16 protein-coding genes and 4 pseudogenes are annotated in these 19335 nt (G+C 61.6%); 12 read left to right on the top strand and 8 right to left on the bottom strand.

Translation table 11 applies throughout. The features are described from left to right. Positions 1-480: 480 nt before the first annotated feature. On the top strand, positions 481-1182 hold the full coding sequence (locus JTY93_RS11570) for a Crp/Fnr family transcriptional regulator (protein ID WP_029294499.1): 702 nt from the start codon (positions 481-483) through the stop codon (positions 1180-1182). Then, positions 1179-1379: a protein DnrP gene (locus tag JTY93_RS11565; protein WP_170058035.1), complete on the top strand. Its 201-nt coding sequence runs from the start codon at positions 1179-1181 to the stop codon at positions 1377-1379. Before JTY93_RS11570 ends, JTY93_RS11565 begins: the two co-directional genes overlap by 4 nt. Here the strand turns inward: JTY93_RS11565 and JTY93_RS11560 are convergent. The 4 genes and pseudogenes from JTY93_RS11560 to JTY93_RS11545 all read right to left on the bottom strand — a co-directional run bounded on the left by JTY93_RS11560 (position 1373) and on the right by JTY93_RS11545 (position 5810). Beyond that, a pseudogene (locus JTY93_RS11560) lies at positions 1373-3215 on the bottom strand (nitric oxide reductase activation protein NorD). The gene JTY93_RS11565 and the pseudogene JTY93_RS11560 overlap by 7 nt on opposite strands. A 59-nt stretch (positions 3216-3274) precedes the next feature. Further along, positions 3275-4711: a cbb3-type cytochrome c oxidase subunit I gene (locus tag JTY93_RS11555; protein ID WP_205519017.1), complete on the bottom strand. Its 1437-nt coding sequence runs from the start codon at positions 4709-4711 to the stop codon at positions 3275-3277. A gap of 3 nt (positions 4712-4714) precedes the next feature. Continuing rightward, the gene (locus JTY93_RS11550; RefSeq protein WP_029294425.1) at positions 4715-5155 is read right to left on the bottom strand and encodes a c-type cytochrome; all 441 of its coding nucleotides are present in this window, start codon (positions 5153-5155) and stop codon (positions 4715-4717) included. A gap of 187 nt (positions 5156-5342) precedes the next feature. Continuing rightward, on the bottom strand, positions 5343-5810 hold the full coding sequence (locus tag JTY93_RS11545) for a GNAT family N-acetyltransferase (RefSeq protein WP_205476425.1): 468 nt from the start codon (positions 5808-5810) through the stop codon (positions 5343-5345). Between the two features lie 223 nt (positions 5811-6033). Between JTY93_RS11545 and JTY93_RS11540 the strand changes: the two are divergent. Continuing rightward, positions 6034-7287 (top strand): annotated as a pseudogene (locus JTY93_RS11540) (ribonucleotide-diphosphate reductase subunit beta). A 135-nt stretch (positions 7288-7422) separates the two neighbouring features. Here the strand turns inward: JTY93_RS11540 and JTY93_RS11535 are convergent. Next, positions 7423-7722 (bottom strand): putative quinol monooxygenase, encoded by a 300-nt coding sequence (locus tag JTY93_RS11535; protein ID WP_205479778.1) that lies wholly within the window; start codon positions 7720-7722, stop codon positions 7423-7425. 83 nt (positions 7723-7805) lie between these two features. After that, a complete protein-coding gene (locus JTY93_RS11530) occupies positions 7806-8816 on the bottom strand; it encodes a zinc-binding alcohol dehydrogenase family protein (protein ID WP_205479781.1) in 1011 nt (336 codons plus the stop codon). Positions 8817-8928: 112 nt separating this feature from the next. Here JTY93_RS11530 and JTY93_RS11525 point away from each other — a divergent pair, with 112 nt between their 5' ends. The 3 genes and pseudogenes from JTY93_RS11525 to JTY93_RS29030 form a co-directional block, all read left to right on the top strand. After that, positions 8929-9819 carry a LysR family transcriptional regulator gene (locus JTY93_RS11525; protein ID WP_169998878.1) on the top strand — a complete coding sequence of 297 codons (891 nt, stop codon included), beginning with the start codon at positions 8929-8931 and terminating at the stop codon, positions 9817-9819. A 36-nt stretch (positions 9820-9855) separates the two neighbouring features. Continuing rightward, entirely contained in the window at positions 9856-10344 is a 489-nt protein-coding gene (locus JTY93_RS11520) for a DUF1289 domain-containing protein (RefSeq protein ID WP_169998876.1), read from the top strand. 395 nt (positions 10345-10739) lie between these two features. After that, positions 10740-10838, top strand: a pseudogene (locus JTY93_RS29030) (DUF1289 domain-containing protein); the annotation flags it as partial. Positions 10839-10969: 131 nt separating this feature from the next. Here JTY93_RS29030 and mdeB read toward each other — a convergent pair. Beyond that, a pseudogene (mdeB, locus tag JTY93_RS11515) lies at positions 10970-13649 on the bottom strand (alpha-ketoglutarate dehydrogenase). A gap of 192 nt (positions 13650-13841) precedes the next feature. Between mdeB and JTY93_RS11510 the strand changes: the two are divergent. Next, a complete protein-coding gene (locus JTY93_RS11510; RefSeq protein WP_205479788.1) occupies positions 13842-14780 on the top strand; it encodes a class I SAM-dependent methyltransferase in 939 nt (312 codons plus the stop codon). Positions 14781-14930: 150 nt separating this feature from the next. After that, positions 14931-15653, top strand: coding sequence for a phosphatidylcholine synthase (gene pcsA, locus JTY93_RS11505; protein ID WP_029295130.1), 723 nt, complete (start codon positions 14931-14933; stop codon positions 15651-15653). 193 nt (positions 15654-15846) lie between these two features. Here the strand turns inward: pcsA and JTY93_RS11500 are convergent, their stop codons facing one another. After that, positions 15847-16632 (bottom strand): sulfite exporter TauE/SafE family protein, encoded by a 786-nt coding sequence (locus tag JTY93_RS11500; protein ID WP_205479790.1) that lies wholly within the window; start codon positions 16630-16632, stop codon positions 15847-15849. Positions 16633-16835: 203 nt separating this feature from the next. Between JTY93_RS11500 and JTY93_RS11495 the strand changes: the two genes are divergently transcribed. The 4 genes from JTY93_RS11495 (at position 16836) to JTY93_RS11480 (ending at position 19318) form a co-directional block, all read left to right on the top strand. Further along, positions 16836-17357: a DUF3455 domain-containing protein gene (locus JTY93_RS11495; RefSeq protein ID WP_205479800.1), complete on the top strand. Its 522-nt coding sequence runs from the start codon at positions 16836-16838 to the stop codon at positions 17355-17357. A 90-nt stretch (positions 17358-17447) separates the two neighbouring features. Further along, positions 17448-17987 carry a sigma-70 family RNA polymerase sigma factor gene (locus tag JTY93_RS11490; RefSeq protein WP_205479801.1) on the top strand — a complete coding sequence of 180 codons (540 nt, stop codon included), beginning with the start codon at positions 17448-17450 and terminating at the stop codon, positions 17985-17987. Beyond that, positions 17984-18676 (top strand): anti-sigma factor, encoded by a 693-nt coding sequence (locus JTY93_RS11485; protein ID WP_205479804.1) that lies wholly within the window; start codon positions 17984-17986, stop codon positions 18674-18676. The genes JTY93_RS11490 and JTY93_RS11485 overlap by 4 nt, the downstream gene beginning before the upstream one ends. Before the next feature lie 84 nt (positions 18677-18760). Further along, positions 18761-19318 carry a UPF0149 family protein gene (locus JTY93_RS11480; RefSeq protein WP_205479806.1) on the top strand — a complete coding sequence of 186 codons (558 nt, stop codon included), beginning with the start codon at positions 18761-18763 and terminating at the stop codon, positions 19316-19318. Positions 19319-19335: the final 17 nt, after the last annotated feature.

Genomic DNA, 19335 nt, shown 5'->3' with positions numbered 1-19335 from the left:
TCCGGGATTGCCCGCGCCCGGCCCTTGTCGCAGATCAAGCAGGGCTTCGAGGCGGCGCAATATCCTGGGGGCCGTCGCGGGATTGGCATTGCAAGGGCCGGGCCGAACTCCCGGGTGCGCCGCCACCCTATGTGGGAGCTGGCTTGCCTGCGATGGCATCGCTGCGGTTTAACTGGAAGACCGAGGTGCCTGCATCGCAGGCAAGCCAGCTCCCACATGGAATCGGCGCTGACAATGAGGGTTTTAATGACCATTACAGGGTTAAAAAAACCCTTATTGATAGGGTCATTCAAACCCTGATGACGCTACAGCCCACATTCTGCAACGCCCTCTCTTTGGCCCAGCTCTTGCTCTACCCGGTTATCCCGTCATTACCCTGCCCCACGGAGTCCCCATGAAAAAAGTCATCCAGCCCCTGGCCTGGTTTGTGATCCTCGGTTCGATGATGGCGGCGGCCAGTGGCCTGTCGTTGTGGCTTGTATGATCACCGACGCACCGAGGGTCCTGCACCGCGTGCATCACCAGATCCTGCGCAGCCATCACCTGTTCGAGCCGCTCAACGAAGAGCAGATGGATGAGTTGATGGCCAGCAGTCAATTGCTGAGTGTCGACAAGGGCGAACCATTGTTCCGCCAGGGCGAGCCGGCCGAGGGGTTTTACTTCGTGATTGCCGGCGCGGTGAAGATCTACCGCCTGACTCCGGACGGCCAGGAGAAAGTCTTTGAAGTGATCGGCGAGCGGCAGACCTTCGCCGAGGCGATGATGCTCATGGACACCCCCAACTACGTGGCCTGCGCCGAGGCGGTGTGCCCGACGCAGTTGTATCGCCTGTCCAACGCCACCTATATGCGCCTGCTCCACAGCAACAGCCGCCTGACCTTCGCCCTGCTGGGCAAGTTGTGTGTGCGCCTGCACCAGCGGGTCAACGAGATCGAAACCCTGTCCCTGAAAAACGCCACCCACCGCGTGGTGCGCTACCTGCTGACGCAACTGGTGCGCCTGCACAGCGCCGACAGTTCGTTCGAACTGCCCATGGCCAAGCAGTTGATCGCCGGGCACCTGTCGATCCAGCCGGAGACGTTCTCGCGGATCATTCGCCGGCTGATCGATGAAAAAATCATCACCCAGGACGGTCGACAGATCGCCATCCTTGATCGCCTGCGCCTGGAGCAATTCGAATGAGCGCAGCGCGAGTCTGCCTGTACTGCCAGCATGCCAACCCGCCGCCGCACGCTGCTTGCGAACGCTGCGCCATGCCCCTGCCCGCCTCCACCGCCAGCCTTGAGGCGCGGCGGCTCAAGCGTTTCCAATGGTTCTGCCTGGGGCTGGCCGTGTTCTGCATCACGATGTTCTTCTGGCTGCCCCGGGACTTCTACTGATCTTCGGTCAACTGCCGGTACAGCTGCGGCAAGCGCAGAGGCAGTTGCTCCGGCTGGCGGATCAGGGTGTAGCCATGGGCGCCGAACATATACGGCAGGTAATCTGCGGCCTGTTTGTCGATGGTGATGCAGAACGGCACCAGGCCCTGGCGCCGCGCCTCCATCACCGCCTGGCGGGTGTCCTCTACGCCATAGCGCCCCTCATACAAGTCCAGGTCGTTGGGCTTGCCATCGGTCACAATCAACAGCAGTTTGCGCCGTTGCTTGCACGCGCCAAGGGTCTGGGTGGCGTGGCGGATAGCCGCGCCCATACGGGTGTAGTAACCCGGTTTGAGGCCCTGGATGCAGCCGCGGGTATGGTCGTCATAGGGTTGCTGGAACGACTTGAGCTGTTGCAGGCGCACCTGCTGGCGGCGCAAGGATGAAAACCCATACAAGGCAAACGCATCACCCAGGCCCGCCAGGCTCTCGCCAAACAGCAACAGGCTGTCGCGGATCACGTCGATGACCTTTTGCGTATCGTTGAGGTGGGCGTCGGTGGACATCGACACATCGGCCAGCAGCAAACAGGCCAAGTCACGCCGGGTGCGGCGCTGCTCCTTGAACAGACCGCGCTCGGCGCACGCGCCGTGTTGGCGTTCGACGTGAAAATCCAGCCACGCCTGCAGGTCCAGCTCCGCGCCCTGGGGCTGTTGACGCAGCCATTGACGGTCGGTGCGCAGTTGCTGGAACTGGCGGCGCAACCGCGCAGCCTGGGGCAGCAGGCGCGCCGGCAGCGGCTGGGGCGTGCTGTCGCGCGGTTGCATCAGTTGCAGGTTGACGAAGTTGGCGTGCAGGCATTGTTGCCGGTAGTCCCACTCCGGCAGTTTGATGCCTGCGCCCAGGGGAATGTCGTCGACGTCGGCCGGGGGGCAGGTCCAGGTGCAGCTTCAAGCCGCCACTCTTGCGCACGCGCTGGCGTGACAGGCTCAACTGATCGAGGTCTTCGGCGACCCGCGCGGCATCTTCGTCCTCGGAGTCATCGGCCCAGCGATCGAGGTCGACGTGTTCGGTCCAACTGAACAGGTTTTCCAGGCGCACCACCAGCAGCCCGCCGTCGCGGCTGTTGTCGTCGACTCGGTTGGCTTGCTTGGGCGCGCCCTGTTGTTCGCCGGGACGGGTTGCCAGGTCATCGCCCTCGTCATCCAGATCGCCGGCCTGCGGGCTGTGCAGGTGCAAGGGTGGATACAGCCATAGGGGCAGCGGCCAGGCGGCGCGCTCGCTGCGGGGTAACTGGCGGATACTGCCGGGTTCGCGCAGGGCCTTGCGCAAGGCCTTTTCCACGGCAGCTTCAGATGGGTTGAGGCTGGCGGGATCCGGGCGCAATTGCAGGTGGGCGTCCACCAGGCACTGATAGCTGGGGAGCATGGCCGGGTAACGCTGCAACAGCAGCCAGGTCCAGCGCTGGTTGTCCCGGGCCCAGTGGGTCATCGGCCCGGCATGTGCGGCCAGGAGCGCCAGCCAGCGGTACAGTTCCAGGTTCAGGGCGGCCGAGGGAAACACCGCCAGGCTTGCCGGCAGGCGCAGGCGATGGCCATCGCACGAGGCCAACGGGGCTTGCCGGCAGGTGCCGGCGATGCGCATCAACAGGTTGCGCCGCAGCAGCAGGTCGCGCTCGCTGGCGGCCTCCAGGGCAATCCCGTGGGCGCCGCCCAGGGCGCGGAACAACACGGCCAGGCTGCGCTGGCGGTCGACCAGGTCGACCCGCGCCTCGGGGAAGTCCGCACTGGCGCGGCGGGTGATAAAGCGGTGCCAGACACTGCCGACCCACTCTTCCAACTCAAGGGTAAAGGCCATGTGAAGTGCTCCAGACATAAAAACGGCCCGCACTACCTGCCGGGCCGCCCTCTTGGGGATTAACGTTGACCGCTCACGCAGTCACGGGGGACGGCAGAGTCCAAGCCCTTGCCCCGCTGCCGGAAGCTCCACAGGTAGCAGAGCAGGCCCAGCAGGAACACCACGCCACTGGCCAGTCGCGCCCAGAACAACACGGTCAGGTGATCCATGGTGGCCATGAACGGCAGTGCCACACCGTCTACCTGCCAGCGCTGCAACCAGACTTGCACGGCACCGGCCGCCGTCAGGAACAGGGTGATCATCACCATCGACAGAACCATCATCCAGAAGCCCCAGATCTCCAAGGTCTGCGAGCGTGCATCCGGCGCTTCACCGATACCGCGCAAACGCGGCATGGCGTAGCTGATCAGGGTCATCACGATCATCGCGTAGGCGCCGAAGAACGCCAGGTGGCCGTGGGCCGCAGTCAGTTGGGTGCCGTGGGTGTAGAAGTTGACCGGTGCCAGGGTGTGCAGGAAGCCCCAGACCCCGGCGCCGAAGAACGCCGTGACGGTGGTGCCCTTGGCCCACAACGTGGCCGCCCGGTTCGGGTGCTGGCGCCGGCGCTGTTTGACCATGGTGAAGGCAAACATCACCATCGCCAGGAATGGCAGTGGCTCCAGGGCCGAGAAGATCGAGCCGACCCACAACCACACCTCGGGCGCGCCGATCCAGAAGAAGTGGTGACCGGTGCCGATGATCCCGGTGATCAGGGCCATGGCGATGATCACGTACAGCCATTTCTCCACGACCTCACGGTCGACACCGGTGACTTTGATCAGTACGAAAGCCAGCATCGAGCCCATGATCAGCTCCCACACGCCTTCAACCCAAAGATGCACCACCCACCACCAGTAGAACTTGTCCCGTGCCAGGTTGCCGGGGTTGTAGAACGAGAACAGGAAGAACACCGCCAGGCCGATCAGCCCGGTCATCATCACCATGCTCACGGTGGTCTTGCGACCTTTGAGCAGGGTCATGCCGATGTTGTAGAGAAAGCCCAGGCACACCACCACGATCCCCATCTTGGTGATGGTCGGCTGCTCCAGGAATTCCCGGCCCATGGTGGGCAGCAGTTCGTTGTGGGTCAGCCTGGCCAGGGCCGCATAGGGCACCAGCAAGTAGCCGAGGATGGTCAACACTCCCGCCACGGCGAACACCCAGAACAGCAGGATTGCCAGCTTGGGACTGTGCAACTCGCGGTCGGCCTCTTCCGGCACCAGGTAGTAAGCGGCGCCCATGAAGCCGAACAGCAGCCAGACGATCAGCAGGTTGGTGTGGACCATGCGGGCCACGTTGAAGGGGATCAACGGGAACAGAAAGTCGCCGACCACGTATTGCAGGCCCATGATCAAACCGAACAACACCTGGCCCAGGAACAGGATCAAGGCGAACACAAAGTAGGGTTTGGCCACGGCCTGGGATTGGAATTTCAGATATGGATTGACGGTACGCATCCCTCAGCCCTCCTTGTTTGGCGGCCAGCCGTTGGTGTTGATCTTCGAGCTCCATTTGAGGAACTCGGCCATATCGTCCACCTCTTGGTCGCTGAGGTTGAATTGCGGCATCGCGCGCCGGCCGGGAACGCCCAACGGTTGCATCTTCATCCAGGCATGCAGGAACGGCTTGAACGCTTCCTCGCCGCCACGGCGGTTGAACACGTTGCCCAGTTCCGGCGCAAAGTACGCGCCTTCGCCCAGCAGGGTGTGGCAGCCGACACAGTTGTTGCGCTCCCAGACGCCCTTGCCACGCACCACTGATTCGGTGAGTAGCTCTTGATTGCTGCGAGAGGGAAAGGTTTGTTCGGTGTGGTAGGTCAGGGCCAGGAATATCAGGAAGAAGAACACGCTTCCTCCGAAGTAGATATTCCTGGCCATGCCCTTGGTGAAGGTCTCTGACATGGTCGCTTCCTCATTGCTTGGCGGGGACCATGATAGGAAGTGAGGGGGTAAAAGCTGCTTGATGGCGATCAAGAAATGCCGATGGTTTTGGTCGGGTATTGGGTCATGACGATTGGCAGCGCGTTGTTCCTGTCTTCCAGAGCGGACGTATTGCACGGCTATAAGGAGCAACCGCTGGAGCACGAAGCTACAGGCCGCGCTCCATCTTGATGATCTCGATGGACACCGGGCTATTGCCACGGCTGAAGGTGCCTTCGCCGATCTTGCGAAAACCCTGCGCGGCGTAGAATTTTTCGGCGGTCAGGGTCGCTTCCAGATAGGCCCGGCCATGCCCAGCGGCGGCGATCCGCTGCAAAGCCTCGGCCAACAGACGTGCACCGAGCCCCCGCCCCGCTGCCTCCCCGCGAATAAACAACTTGCTGACTTCATTACCGTCGATCTCCACGAAGCCCTGGAGCGTGTCGCTGCAAGCCAGCCACAGGTTGCCTGCGGCGATGGCCGGGCGGTAGGTCTCGGGTGAGCGACCGTCCAGCCACATGGCGATCTGCTCGGGACCGTAGTCGGCGCTGCACAGGTTTTCGACGGAATTTTTATGCACCCGGAAGATGCTCTCGGCGTCTTCTTGGGTGGCTGGGCGGATCAGTAGATTTTTCATTCCCTTGAGATTCCAAGTGTGGCCAATAAACTCAGGCGTTATAGCTGAACTTACGCCTGGCAGCGACCGAAAACCGCACATCCTGTGCGTTGACCATCCTTCCTACACACCATATAGTGTGCCCACCCACGCAGCCGACCACTACATAGTGTGCGACGCCGGTAATTATCGAGTTTTCTGGACGGACTCATCACCGTCAGAACAGACCAGGAAGGAGTATTTCATGCTGAGTTGGGATGAAGTCGACAACGAAGACACCGGTGCGGCAGTAGTCCGTGGCGCCAACGCCGGCCACGCCACCGAAGCCAACATGGACCGCCTCGATGGTGCCGGCGCTGCCGCCGCCATCGAAGCACGCGCCGTGACCGCCAATGACTCCGCCGCCATCGTGCGGGCCAAGGCCGCCCTGGACAAACTCGACATCGCCGAAGGCCTGGCTGAGCTTGAGGGCGCTAGCGCCCGTGTCGCCGTTGACGAAAAGCGCATGATCAACTGCCGCGCCGACCTCAACCAACTCGTGCCGTTCAAGTACGACTGGGCCTGGCAGAAATACCTCGACGGCTGCGCCAACCACTGGATGCCGCAAGAGGTCAATATGACCGCCGACATCGCCCTGTGGAAAAACCCCGAAGGCCTGACCGACGACGAACGTCGCATCGTCATGCGCAACCTGGGCTTCTTCTCCACCGCCGACTCCCTGGTCGCCAACAACCTGGTCCTGGCGGTGTACCGCCTGATCACCAACCCGGAGTGCCGCCAGTACATCCTGCGCCAGGCCTTCGAGGAGGCGATCCACACCCACGCCTACCAGTACTGCATCGAATCGCTGGCCATGGATGAAGGCGAGATCTTCAACATGTACCACGAGATCCCATCGGTCGCTAAAAAAAGCCGCCTGGGGGCCTGAAATACACCCGCTCGATTTCCGATCCGAAGTTCGAAACCGGCACCGTCGACACCGACAAGGAACTGCTGCGCAACCTGGTCGCCTACTACTGCGTGCTGGAAGGTATCTTCTTCTATTGCGGCTTCACCCAGATCCTGTCCATGGGCCGCCGCAACAAAAATGACCGGCGTGGCCGAGCAGTTCCAGTACATCCTGCGCGATGAGTCGATGCACCTGAACTTCGGCATCGACGTAATCAACCAGATCAAAATCGAAAACCCACACCTGTGGGATGCCGAAATGAAGGAAGAAGCGACCCAGATGATCCTGCAAGGGACCCAACTGGAGATCGAATACGCACGCGACACCATGCCGCGCGGCGTGCTGGGCATGAACGCGGCGATGATGGAGGACTACCTCAAGTTCATCGCCAACCGTCGCCTGTCGCAGATCGGCTTGAAGGAAGAATACCCAGGGACGACTAACCCGTTCCCGTGGATGAGCGAGATCATGGACTTGAAGAAAGAGAAGAACTTCTTCGAGACCCGAGTGATCGAGTATCAGACTGGCGGGGCGTTGAGCTGGGATTGATTGACCCACACCATCTGTAGGAGCGAGCTTGCTCGCGAAGATCGTCAACGATAACGCAGGCATCCTGGATAAACGCGGTGCCTAGGCGTTTTTCGCGAGCAAGCTCGCTCCTACAGTCAGTTGCGGTGTGTTGCGTCAGTTGGACACTTGCTCAAGAAAGATCAGTTTCAGCGGTTCCTGGAGCAAGTCGTCCGCCGTAGCGGCAAAGCGCTGGAAGTACGGCATTGCAAAATGCGCATCGAGGGCCATCTGGTTCTTGAATGCCTCACGCATATAGAACGTGCCGGGTTCATCACGCAGTTCGAACAACACGTAATCCAGGTTGCCAGGCTCGGTGCGGGTCGGCTCGACCAAGGCCAGCAGGCCAGCCTTGAGCGCTTGTTCCTGGCCAGGCTTGGCCTTGAGTACAGCGATGGATATCAAAGGTTTGGTCATGCTGGCGACTCCATTGGTAGGTTGACTGGCGCATCCGGCAAGCATTACGCACAGCGATAAGCCCAGGGCTTTGATCAGGGTGTTCATTGGAAATCTTCAAGCACAATCTTGCCTCGCGCCTTGCCGCTTTCTACCAGGGCATGGGCGCTGCGCATGTTGGCCGCGTTGATCGCACCAAAATGCGCGCCGAGGGTGGTGTGCAATATACCTTGGTCGATCAGTTGTGCCACCCGGTTGAGCAGATGATGTTGCTGGATCATGTCCGCGGTCTCAAACAGCGAGCGGGTGAACATCAGCTCCCAGTGCAAGGACAGGGATTTGAGCTTGAGCGGCATGACGTCCAGGCTGGCAGGATCGTCGATCAAACCCAGCCGCCCTTGGGGGCGCAGCACTTCCACCAGTTGCGGCAGATACTCCTCGGTATGGGTGAGGCTGGCGACATGGCTGACCGCGTCAATTCCCAAAGCTTGGAGCTGGGCCAGCATCGGCTGACGATGGTTGATCACATGATGGGCCCCCATGCGCTGAACCCACCCGATGGTTTCCGGGCGCGAGGCGGTGCCGATCACGGTCATGTTGGTGAGTTGACGGGCCAGTTGCACCAGGATCGAACCCACGCCACCACCAGCACCAACCACCAACAGCACCTCGCCCTCGCCGCCGCCTTCGGTCACGCCAAGGCGATCGAACAGCAACTCCCAGGCAGTGATCGAAGTCAGCGGCAAGGCGGCGGCGTGGGCCGCATCCAGTGTGCGCGGCCGGTGGCCGACAATGCGCTCATCGACCACCTGGTATTCGCTGTAGCTGCCGGAACGGATCAGGGAGCCTGCGTAGTACACCGCGTCGCCCGGTTTGAACAGGGTGACGTCGGCGCCCACCTGGCGCACGATGCCCGCCGCATCCCAACCGAGGATTTTCGGCTCCTTGGCGAAAGTACCGGAGCGCACCTTGGTATCGACCGGGTTGACCGCCACGGCCTGCACTTCTACCAGCAGGTCCCTGGGGCCTGGCTGGGGAACATCGATATTCACGTCGATCAGCGAGCACGGGTCGTCAATGGGCAGGCCATGTTGGGTAAAGGAGATTGCTTTCATGGGAACTCACGGTTGATGAGGGACGATGGCCCTCGATGGCTTGCATCTTTACCGTTCCCAGCGCGAAGAAAAATCGACAAAATGCAGCAACACTTTCATCCCTGGAGTGAAAATGATCCGCATCGATGATCTTGGGCTGTTCCTGCGCAGCGCGGCCCTGGGCAGCTTCACCGCCGCAGCGGTTGAGGCCAACCTGTTGCCTGGCCAGGTTGCGGCAGCCATCAAGCGCCTGGAACGGGAACTGCAGGTGCGCCTGTTTACCCGCACCACCCGCAGCCTGCGGTTGAGTGCCGAGGGCGAACAGTACTTACCGACCGCCCGTGCCGTGCTGGAGCAGTTGGAGCTGGGCCGCGAACGCTTGCGCGGCGATGACGCGCCGCTGCGGGGCACACTGCAGATTGCTGCGCCTTCGGACCTGGGGCGCAACATCCTGCTGCCGATGCTTACCGAGTTTCGCCGCCTACACCCTGGGCTGACCTTGCGTTTTCTGGTATCGGATCAGGTCACCAACCTGTTTCGCGACCCGGTGGACGTGGCCCTGCGTTATGGCTGGAACGAGGATGCCAACTATATCGCCCTGCCCTTGGCGCCATGGAATCGCCGGGTGCTGGTGGCATCGCCCGATTACGTGGAACGCCACGGCGCACCGACCTCCGTCGAGGACCTGCCCCACCACCCGTGCCTGCTGTACCTGCAAAACGGACGCCTGCATAACCGTTGGGAGTTGGGCGAGCAAACCGTGCAGGTCTCCGGGCCCTTGTTCAGTGATGACGCCGACGTAGTGCGGCGCTGGGCCGTCGCCGGTGAAGGCATCGCCTACAAGACCTGGCTGGATGTGTACGCCGATGTGCAGGCACAGCGCCTGGTGGTGCTGCTGCCGGAAACTCCCGGGGATGTGTACCCCTTGAGCTTCGCCTGCCCCCATCGCGGGCAGATGTCGCGGGCGGTGACCCAGTTGTATCAATGGTTGAACCAGCGTTTCAGCGCCCTGGAGCGCCTGTGAACCCTTTTATAGCGGATTAGGAAAGACGCGGTTTTTATGCCCAATCAAACCATCAAGACGCCGTGTGTCGGCCTGTGTTCCACCGTGTATGGCGACCTGGTGTGCCGTGGCTGCAAGCGTTATCACCATGAAGTCATTCAGTGGAATGGCTATAGCGCCGAGGAAAAACAAGCGGTCTGGCTGCGCCTCGAACAATTGCTGGTGCAGGTCATGGCCAGCAAGCTGCAAGTGCTGGACGCCCCGCGCCTGCGCCAGCAGTTGGAAGCGCGCAAGATCCGTTTTATGCCGCACCAGTCGCCTTACTGCTGGGCCTATCAGTTGATTGCCCGCGGTGCGCGGGTGATTTCCAGGCTCGATGCCTATGGCCTGGCGCTGCTGCCGGAGTTTCGTGAGCGGCACCTGGCGGATTTGCGTGATGCGATTGATCGGGAGTTTTTCCTGTTGTCGGAGGCGCATTACCAGCGCTATATCGCGCCGCAGTTTTTGCATGAGGCGTTTGGGCCCCAGTTGATAGCCACTCTCTAAAGCCCAGCACAAAACCCTGTGGGAGCGGGCGTGCTCGCGAAGGCGGTGGGTCAGTTGATGCATAGTTGACTGACCCACCGTCTTCGCGAGCAAGCCCGCTCCCACATTTGCTCCTCATTTATCTTGAGAGGTCATGTGCAGGCCGTAGCGCTCGATGGCCTGTTTGTCAGAGGCGCATTCCCAGCGCTATATCGCGCCGCAGTTTTTGCGAGAGGCATTTGGGCCCCAGTTGATAGCCACTCTCTAAAGCCCAGCACAAAACCCTGTGGGAGCGGGCGTGCTCGCGAAGGCGGCGGGTCAGTTGATGCATAGGTGACTGACCCACCGTCTTCGCGAGCAAGCCCGCTCCCACATTTGTTCCTCATTTATCTTGAGGGGTCATGTGCAGGCCGTAGCGCTCGATGGCCTGTTTGTCAGAGGCGCATTACCAGCGCTATATCGCGCCGCAGTTTTTGCGTGAGGCATTTGGGCCCCAGTTGATAGCCACTCTCTAAAGCCCAGCACAAAACCCTGTGGGAGCGGGCTTGCTCGCGAAGGCGGCGGGTCAGTTGATGCATAGGTGACTGACCCACCGTCTTCGCGAGCAAGCCCGCTCCCACATTTGTTCCTCATTTATCTTGAGGGGTCAGTGAGTCCAGGACGCCGCGCGCTCGGTGTGCAAGCCGTAGCGCTCGATTGCCTGCTGGCACACTTGCGCCTGCAGGCTGCCCTGCTCCACCAGGGCCGCCAGCGCGGCGAGGACGATGTGGTGGCGGTCTACCTCGAAGAAGTCGCGCAACGCCGCACGGGTGTCGCTGCGCCCGAAGCCATCGGTGCCCAACACGGTGTAGCTCGACCCCAGGTAAGAACCAATCATCTGTGGCACCGCACGTACGTAATCCGACACCGCAACCACTGGCGCGCCGTGGGGCAGGCAGGTCGCCAGGTGGCTGTGCCGTGGGCTTTGCAGGGGGTGCAGGCGATTGTGGCGCTCCACCTCCCGCGCTTCGCGGGCCAGTTCGCTGAAGCTGGTCACGCTAAACACCTCGCTGTCGATCTGCCAATCGTCTGCCAGTAACTGCGCGGCAGCCTGGGCCTCACGCACCAGGGTGCCGGAGCCGAGCAGGCGCACCTTGGCGCCGGCTCTGCCGTCGAGGCGGTACATGCCTTTGATAACTGCCGCTTCGACGCCCTCGGGCAGGCTCGGCTGCGGGTAGTTTTCGTTCATCAGCGTCACGTAGTAGAACTCGTCGACGTCGTGCTCAAGCATCTGGCGCATGCCGTGGTCGAGGATCACCGCAAACTCGCCGGCGAATGCCGGGTCGTAGGCGCGGCAGTTGGGCACGGTCGCGGCCATCAGGTGGCTGCTGCCGTCCTGGTGCTGCAAGCCCTCGCCGCCCAAGGTGGTACGCCCCGCCGTGGCGCCCAGCAAAAAGCCGCGGGCGCGCTGGTCGGCGGCGGCCCAGATCAGGTCGCCCACGCGCTGGAAACCAAACATCGAGTAGTAGATGTAGAACGGCAGCATGCGCAAGCCATGCACCGAGTAACTGGTAGCCGCCGCGACCCAGGAGCTGATGGCGCTGGCCTCGCTGATGCCTTCTTCAAGGATTTGCCCGTCGGTGGCTTCGCGATAACTGAGGATCGAACCGATATCTTCCGGCTCGTAGCGCTGGCCGACGCTGGAATAAATGCCGATCTGCTTGAACAGATTGGCCATGCCAAAGAGTACGCGCCTCGTCGGCGACAATCGGCACGATCCGCGGGCCCAGAGCCTTGTCCTTGAGCAGGTTGCTGAGCATGCGCACAAAGGCCATGGTGGTAGACATTTCCTTGCCTTCGGCCTGGGTGGCGAAACCGGCGTAGCCACTCACGGGCGGAACGGGCACCGGCTCGGCGCTCTGGCTGCGGCTAGGCACGTAGCCGCCGAGGGCCGCGCGCCGTTGGTGCAGGTAGCGCATCTCCGAGCTATCGGCGGCGGGTTTGTAGAAGCTCAGGGACTCGGTCTGCTCGTCGGTCAAGGGCAACTGGAAGCGGTTGCGAAAACCGATCAACGCCTCGCGGTCGAGTTTTTTCTGCTGGTGGGTGGTCATCTTGCCCTGACCGGCCTCGCCCATGCCGAAGCCTTTCTTGGTCTGGGCCAGGATCACCGTAGGGCGCCCCTTGACCCGCCGCGCAGCGTGATAGGCGGCATGGATTTTCAGCATGTCGTGGCCGCCGCGCTTGAGCCGGTCGATCTGCTCATCGCTCAAGCCAGCCGCCAGCTTGGCCAAGGATTCATTTTGGCCAAAGAAGTGCTCACGGTTATAGGCGCCGTCCTTGGCGGCAAAGGTCTGGAACTGCCCATCCACGGTCTGGGACAAGGTGCGCACCAACGCACCGTCTTCATCCTTGGCCAGCAAAGCGTCCCAGTCCGAACCCCAAACCAGCTTGATCACGTTCCAGCCGGCACCGGCAAACAATGCCTCCAACTCGTCGATGATTCGCCCGTTGCCGCGCACCGGGCCGTCGAGGCGTTGCAGGTTGCAGTTGACCACCCAGGTCAGGTTGTCCAAACCTTCGCGGGCAGCCAGGGTCAGGGCTGACATGCTTTCCGGCTCGTCCATCTCGCCGTCGCCGAATACCCCCCAGACGTGGCGGTCGGTGGTGTCCTGCAAGCCGCGATGGTGCAGGTAACGCATAAAGCGCGCCTGGAAGATCGAGCTGATCGGGCCGATGCCCATGGAACCGGTGGGAAACTGCCAGAAGTCCGGCATCAACCACGGGTGCGGATAGCTGGACAGACCACGGGCGCCCGCCTTGACGGCGCCCAGTTCCTGGCGATAGTGGGCCAGGTCCTGCTCGCTCAAGCGGCCTTCAAGAAACGCCCGCGCATAGATGCCAGGCGCGGAATGGGGCTGGTAGAACACCAGATCGCCGCCCTCATTGTTGTGGCGCGCACGGAAGAAATGGTTGAAGCCCACTTCGAACAGGTCCGCCGCGCTGGCATAGCTGGCGATATGGCCGCCCAGTTCGCCATAGGCCTGGTTGGCCCGCACCACCATGGCCAGGGCATTCCAGCGCACCAGCGAGGCCAGGCGTTCTTCGGTGGCCAGGTCGCCGGGAAAGTGGGGCTGCTGATCCACGTCGATACTGTTGATGTACGGCGTGCCATGGCGCGGCTTCCAGCCAATGGCCGGGGTATTGCCGGCGTCGGCCAGCATATCGAGGATCTCCCGCGCGCGCTCAGGGCCTGCATGGCGCACCAGTGAGTCCAGGGCATCGCGCCACTCGGTGAGCTCCTGCTGGTCAATGGCTGTTTGATTGACTGTCTTTACGAAACCGTTCATGGGCACCTCCGAGCTGTTTTTTCCAGTTTATGTCTGCCCAAAAGGATTTTTTGACTGTTCTGGGTAGGTCAAAGGGCGATTTTCAGCACAAAACACCGAAACACCGCTGATTAAAAGCACGTTGTGCTTCTACCACCTGAAACACCGCAATTGTGTTTAAAATGCCGCCCGTTTAACGATCGACGCTGCCCGATGACCCCAGACGCCCTCGCCCTGTTGCACACCCATTTGCTCGCTGCCCTGCGCGACGCTCCCGCAGAAACCCGCCGCCTGTTCCACGGCCGTGGGCGCTGCTGGCCGGGCCTGGAACAACTGACCGTGGACTGGCTGCAAGGGGTGGTGCTGGTCTCTTTGTTCAAGGAGCCCGAAGCGGTGCAACTGGATGCCTTGCAGCAATTGCTGCGCAACCTCTGCACCAGCAGCGAATGGCAGCAGGCCGGCGCACACACTCTGGCGTTGCAACATCGCTATCTGCCGCAAAGCACCACCGAATGGTTGTGGGGCCAGATGGTCGAGGAGCTGACCATCACCGAAGGCGGCCTGCTGTATCGCATCGACCTGGGCAAAAAACAGAATAGCGGGCTGTTTCTGGATATGCGCTACGGGCGCAATTGGGTACGCGAACACGCCCGTGGCCTGCGGGTGCTGAACCTGTTTGCCTACACCTGCGGGTTCTCCGTGGCCGCCATAGAGGGCGGGGCCGAGCATGTGGTCAACGTGGATATGGCCCGTGGCGCCCTGAGCCGGGGCCGCGACAATCACCGGCTCAATGGCCATGACCTGGGCAAGGTGAGTTTCCTGGGCCACGACTTGTTCAAGTCCTGGGCCAAGGTCACCGGCAACGGTCCCTATGACCTGGTGATCATCGATCCGCCGTCCTTCCAGAAAGGCAGCTTCCTGCTGACCAAGGACTATCAGCGCGTACTTCGCCGCCTGCCAGATTTGCTGACGCCCCAGGGCACCGTATTGGCCTGCATGAACGACCCGGCGTTTGGCGAAGACTTCCTGATCGAGGGCGTCACCCGCGAAGCGCCGGGACTGCGGTTCGAGCAGCGCCTGGCCAACCCGCCGGAGTTTCCCGATATCGACCCGCAAAGCGGCTTGAAGGCCCTGGTGTTCCGTCAGGGCTGATGCCGAATCCGTCGACGCTTGCTACGCTAAACCTAACGCCGTGGTGGTGAACCTTATCCCCACCTTTCCGGTCGATACCTGCATCCCTTGGCCAGATTCGACGCTCAATCGCCGTCGGCTGCCGTGTTTCACCTTTTGGAGAACGCCCCTGTGATATCGACCCTGCATGTAGCCAGACTCAAAGCCTGGGGCGCCCATGGTTTTACCGCCACCGGCGTGGTACTGGCCTTCCTCGCGACGCTGGCGCTGCTGGAGAACCAACCCAAGGCCTGCCTGCTGTGGCTGGGCCTGGCATTGATCGTCGATGGCGTGGATGGCTCGCTGGCGCGGCGGGTCAATGTGCAGACCGTGCTGCCAAGCTTCGATGGCTCGGTGCTGGACCTGGTGATCGATTACCTGACGTATGTGTTTATCCCGGCGCTGTTTATCTACCGCTATATCGACCTGCCGGACTTCACTCACCTGTTCACCGTCTCGGTGATCCTGGTGTCGTCGCTGTTCTGCTTCTGCAACGTCAATATGAAAAGCAAGGACAACTACTTCCAGGGCTTCCCCGCCGCCTGGAACGTGGTGGCGCTGTGTGTCTACATCATTGATCCGGACGCCTGGATCACCCTGGCCACGGTGATCGGCCTGGCGCTGCTGACGGTGACGCCGATGAAGTTCCTGCACCCGTTCCGGGTCAAGCGCTTTATGCCGATCAACATTGCAGTGACCACGGTGTGGCTGCTGTGCAGCCTACTGCTGGTGATCGACCAGCCGTACACCAACAAGCTGACCATGGGCTTGTGGTTGTTGATGTCGGCGTACTTCCTGGGGATTTGTATCTGGCGCACGGCGGTGGAGTGGTTGGATAAATCGCGTAAGGCATAAGGCTTATCGTGGCAAGCGGACTTGTTGTGGGAAGCGGGCTTGCCCCGCGCTGGGCTGCGCAGCAGCCCCCCCCAATAACCCCAGAAACACCGCGCAATCCGGTTTTGGGGCGGCTTCGCCACCCAACGGGGGCGATACGGCGTTCCGGCAAGCCCCCTCTCCACAAAAGCACCACTGCCACAACATAGCGCAGTCAAAACGCCAGCTTGAAGCCAATCAACCCCAGCATCACCGCCAGGCACGGGCGCAGCAGTTCATCCGGCACCCGGCCTGACATATGGCTGCCAAAGTAGATCCCCGGCAGCGACCCCATCAGCAAGAACCCCAACAAATGCCAGTCCATGTTACCCATGCTCGCATGCCCTAGGCCTGCGACCAGGGTCAGCGGCACTGCGTGGGCGATTTCCGTGCCTACCAGGCGCTTGGTGGCCAGGAATGGGTACAGGATAAACAGCGCCACGGTGCCCAGGGCGCCGGCACCGATGGAGGTCAAGGCGACCATGGTGCCGAGGATCGCACCGGTGAACACTGTCAGCCCGTTGAGGTTGCGCGGGCGCATATGGTAGTTGTCGCCCGCATGGCGCTGGGCAAAGGCCAACAATCGCTTCTTGAACAAAATCGCCAGGGCCGTGAGCAGCAGCACCACACCCAGGGCTTGCTTGATCACCTCGTTCATCGCGCTGGGATCGGTGTGCAAACTCTTGAGGAACCACAGCGTCAGCAACACCGCCGGGACGCTGCCCAGGGTCAGCCAGCCGGTGATGGTCCAGTCGATGTTCTTGTTCTTGCCATGCACCAGCACCCCACCAGCCTTGGTAATGGCTGCATACAGCAAGTCGGTGCCCACCGCTGTGGCGGGGTTGATGCCAAACCACAACAGGATCGGGGTCATCAGTGACCCACCACCCACGCCAGTCATGCCGACGATAAAACCAACGATCAGGCCTGCCACTACAAAACCAAAATTACCCACATCCATTACAACTACCTGCGGCCTTATAAAATTCTGGCGGCAGCATAGCGATATTTCTTATAACGACTTATATCAATACGATCTGACTTTATTCCTTTTGCGTCTCAGACATTTATTTATCGCGCCGTGCATCCAGTCAGCCGTGTCGTGAGTAGTACAGGTAGTAGCCATAACGCTGCTCTGCTGTTCACCCCTACGGAGAGACACCGATGAACACTAAACCCCTGCTCTGCCTGACCGTCCTGCTGCTCGCTGCACCGGCGGCCTTTGCCCAGACCAGCCTGCCCGATAGCATCAAGGTGCCGGACGGACACAAGGTGACCATGGAAACCACCGGTGTCGGCGAAATAACCTACGAGTGCCGCGACAAGGCCAACGCCGCCGGCCAGACCGAATGGGTGTTCGTCGGGCCCAAGGCAGTGCTCAATGATCGCAGCGGCAAGCAGGTCGGCACCTACTTCGGCCCGCCCGCTACGTGGCAGGCCCAGGACGGTTCGAAAGTCACCGGCACGCAATTGGCCGTGGCGCCGTCCAGCGCAGGCAACCTGCCCTATCAACTGGTCAAGGCCAACCCGGCCGAAGGCAAGGGTGCAATGAACGGGGTCAGCTATATCCAGCGCGTGGCGCTCAAAGGTGGCGTGGCGCCAAGTGCCGAATGCAGTACCGCCAACAAAGGCAAGCAGGAAGTGGTGAAGTACCAGGCGGATTACATCTTCTGGGCGGCCAAATGATGCACCCGGCAAAAAAAGTCGTCTAAGCTGCTGCGTTAGCACCCCGGCCACTCGCGGCCGGGGCTTGACCTTCAAAGGCGTCCCCCATCCTTGCCCGAACCTCTCTTTGACTATGAAGCCTGCCTGTTGGCTTGCGCCCGCCGCGAACAGCAAGCCTTGCGTCAGTTGTATGAACAGGATTGCGCCCGGCTGCTCGGCGTGGCCAAGCGCATTGCGCGGGACACAGCCCTGGCGGAGGACATCGTGCATGAGGCATTTATCAATATCTGGAACGGCGCCGGCGGCTTCGACCCGCGTCGGGGTTCGGCCCGTGGCTGGGTCTATAGCGTGACCCGGCATATGGCGCTCAACGTCATGCGCAAAAAGGGCCGCGAAGTTGCGCTCAGCGATGAGCACGAACACACATTGGTGGCTGAACCCAGCACCGAGCATTTCGAGTACCGCGCCCGCAGCGGCAAGGTTTACCAGTGCCTGGAACACCTGGAACCGTCGCGTCGCAGTTGTATATTGCATGCGTATGTCGACGGTCTGTCCCACAGTGAAATCGCACAGAAACTGGGCACCCCGCTGGGGACTGTCAAAGCCTGGATCAAACGCAGCCTCGCGGCATTGCGTGAGTGCATGGCATGAGCCCCGAAGAATTGGATGAACTGGCCAGCGAATACGTCCTGGGCACCCTGGCGACCGAGCAACGCCTGCAGGTGCAGCAACGCCTGGAACACGATGCACCCTTGCGCGCGGCGGTGGATGCCTGGGAACAGCGCTTGTTGCCGCTGACCGAGTTGGCCGAGCCGGTGGCGCCTTCGCCCTATCTGTGGCGGCGCATTGAACGCAGCCTGGGCCATCACGCCATGGGCGACACGCCGTCGGTGCCATGGTGGAACCTGCTTGCGCTGTGGCGTGGCCTGGCCGGCGCAGGTTTATTGGCCAGCTTGGTGCTGGCTTCGCTGTTGCTGACCCGCCCCGCCGCCATCAACCCAACGGCCTACGTGGTGGTACTGATGGCGCCACAAAGCCAGGCGCCAGGCTGGGTGGTCCAGGCCAGCAACGATCAGCAAATCCAGTTGATCCCCCTGGGCGTCATGCAGATACCGGCGGACAAGGCATTGGAGTTCTGGACCAAGGGTGACGACTGGCAAGGCCCGGTTTCCCTCGGGCTGGTCAAGCCGGGGCAGAGCCTGTCGATCCCCCTGGATAAACTGCCGCCGCTGGCACCCAACCAACTGTTCGAGATGACCCTGGAAGGCCCCAATGGCTCGCCGACCGGTAAGCCGACCGGGCCGATCCAGGCGATTGGCCGGGCTGTAAAGGTGATCTAGCACTGGATTAAAACGCCGACTCGCGCCATCCTCCGCGTTTTACGCCGCCTTATCTGCGGCGCTTGACGCTCAAAGGATATTTTCATGCACGACCCAGCCCTCGCCCCTGCCGATTTCGAGTTCATCGAAGACATTCTGCAAAAGTACGGCGACGACAACTCGGTACTGAACCTGGCCGAGCTCGATGGCTACTTCACCGCCCTGGTGTCCGGCCCTGCACCGGTGGATGTTGCCATCTGGTTCCCGGACATCTGGGGCGACCAGATCCCGGCATGGGAAAGCAAGGCCGAACTGGAGCAGTTCATCGACCTGTGCACACGCCATATCACTAGCATTGCCCAGCAGTTGGCCAGTGATGCCCAGGGCTTCCAGGCGCGCTTTGAACACACCGAACACCAGGGCCTGCCGCTGACCCTCGCCGAGGAATGGTGCTTTGGCTATATCCGTGGCGCCGCGGTCAGCCAATGGCCAGCCCTGCCGGCCGAACAAGCAGCGCAGTTGGAAGCCATCTCCTGGTGCGCCGAGCAGGACAACTTCCAATTGCCGGCAGACCTGGATGTGGCAGTCCATCAACAACAGGTAGCACGCATCGAACCGGCGGCCAGGGCCTTGCACGCCTATTGGTTGAGCCAGCGCGGTTAAACCTGCGCCATGATTTG

The organism is Pseudomonas hygromyciniae (assembly GCF_016925675.1).
GTDB classification, from domain to species: Bacteria; Pseudomonadota; Gammaproteobacteria; order Pseudomonadales; family Pseudomonadaceae; genus Aquipseudomonas; species Aquipseudomonas hygromyciniae.
This window is presented reverse-complemented; position numbering and strand designations above follow the sequence as displayed.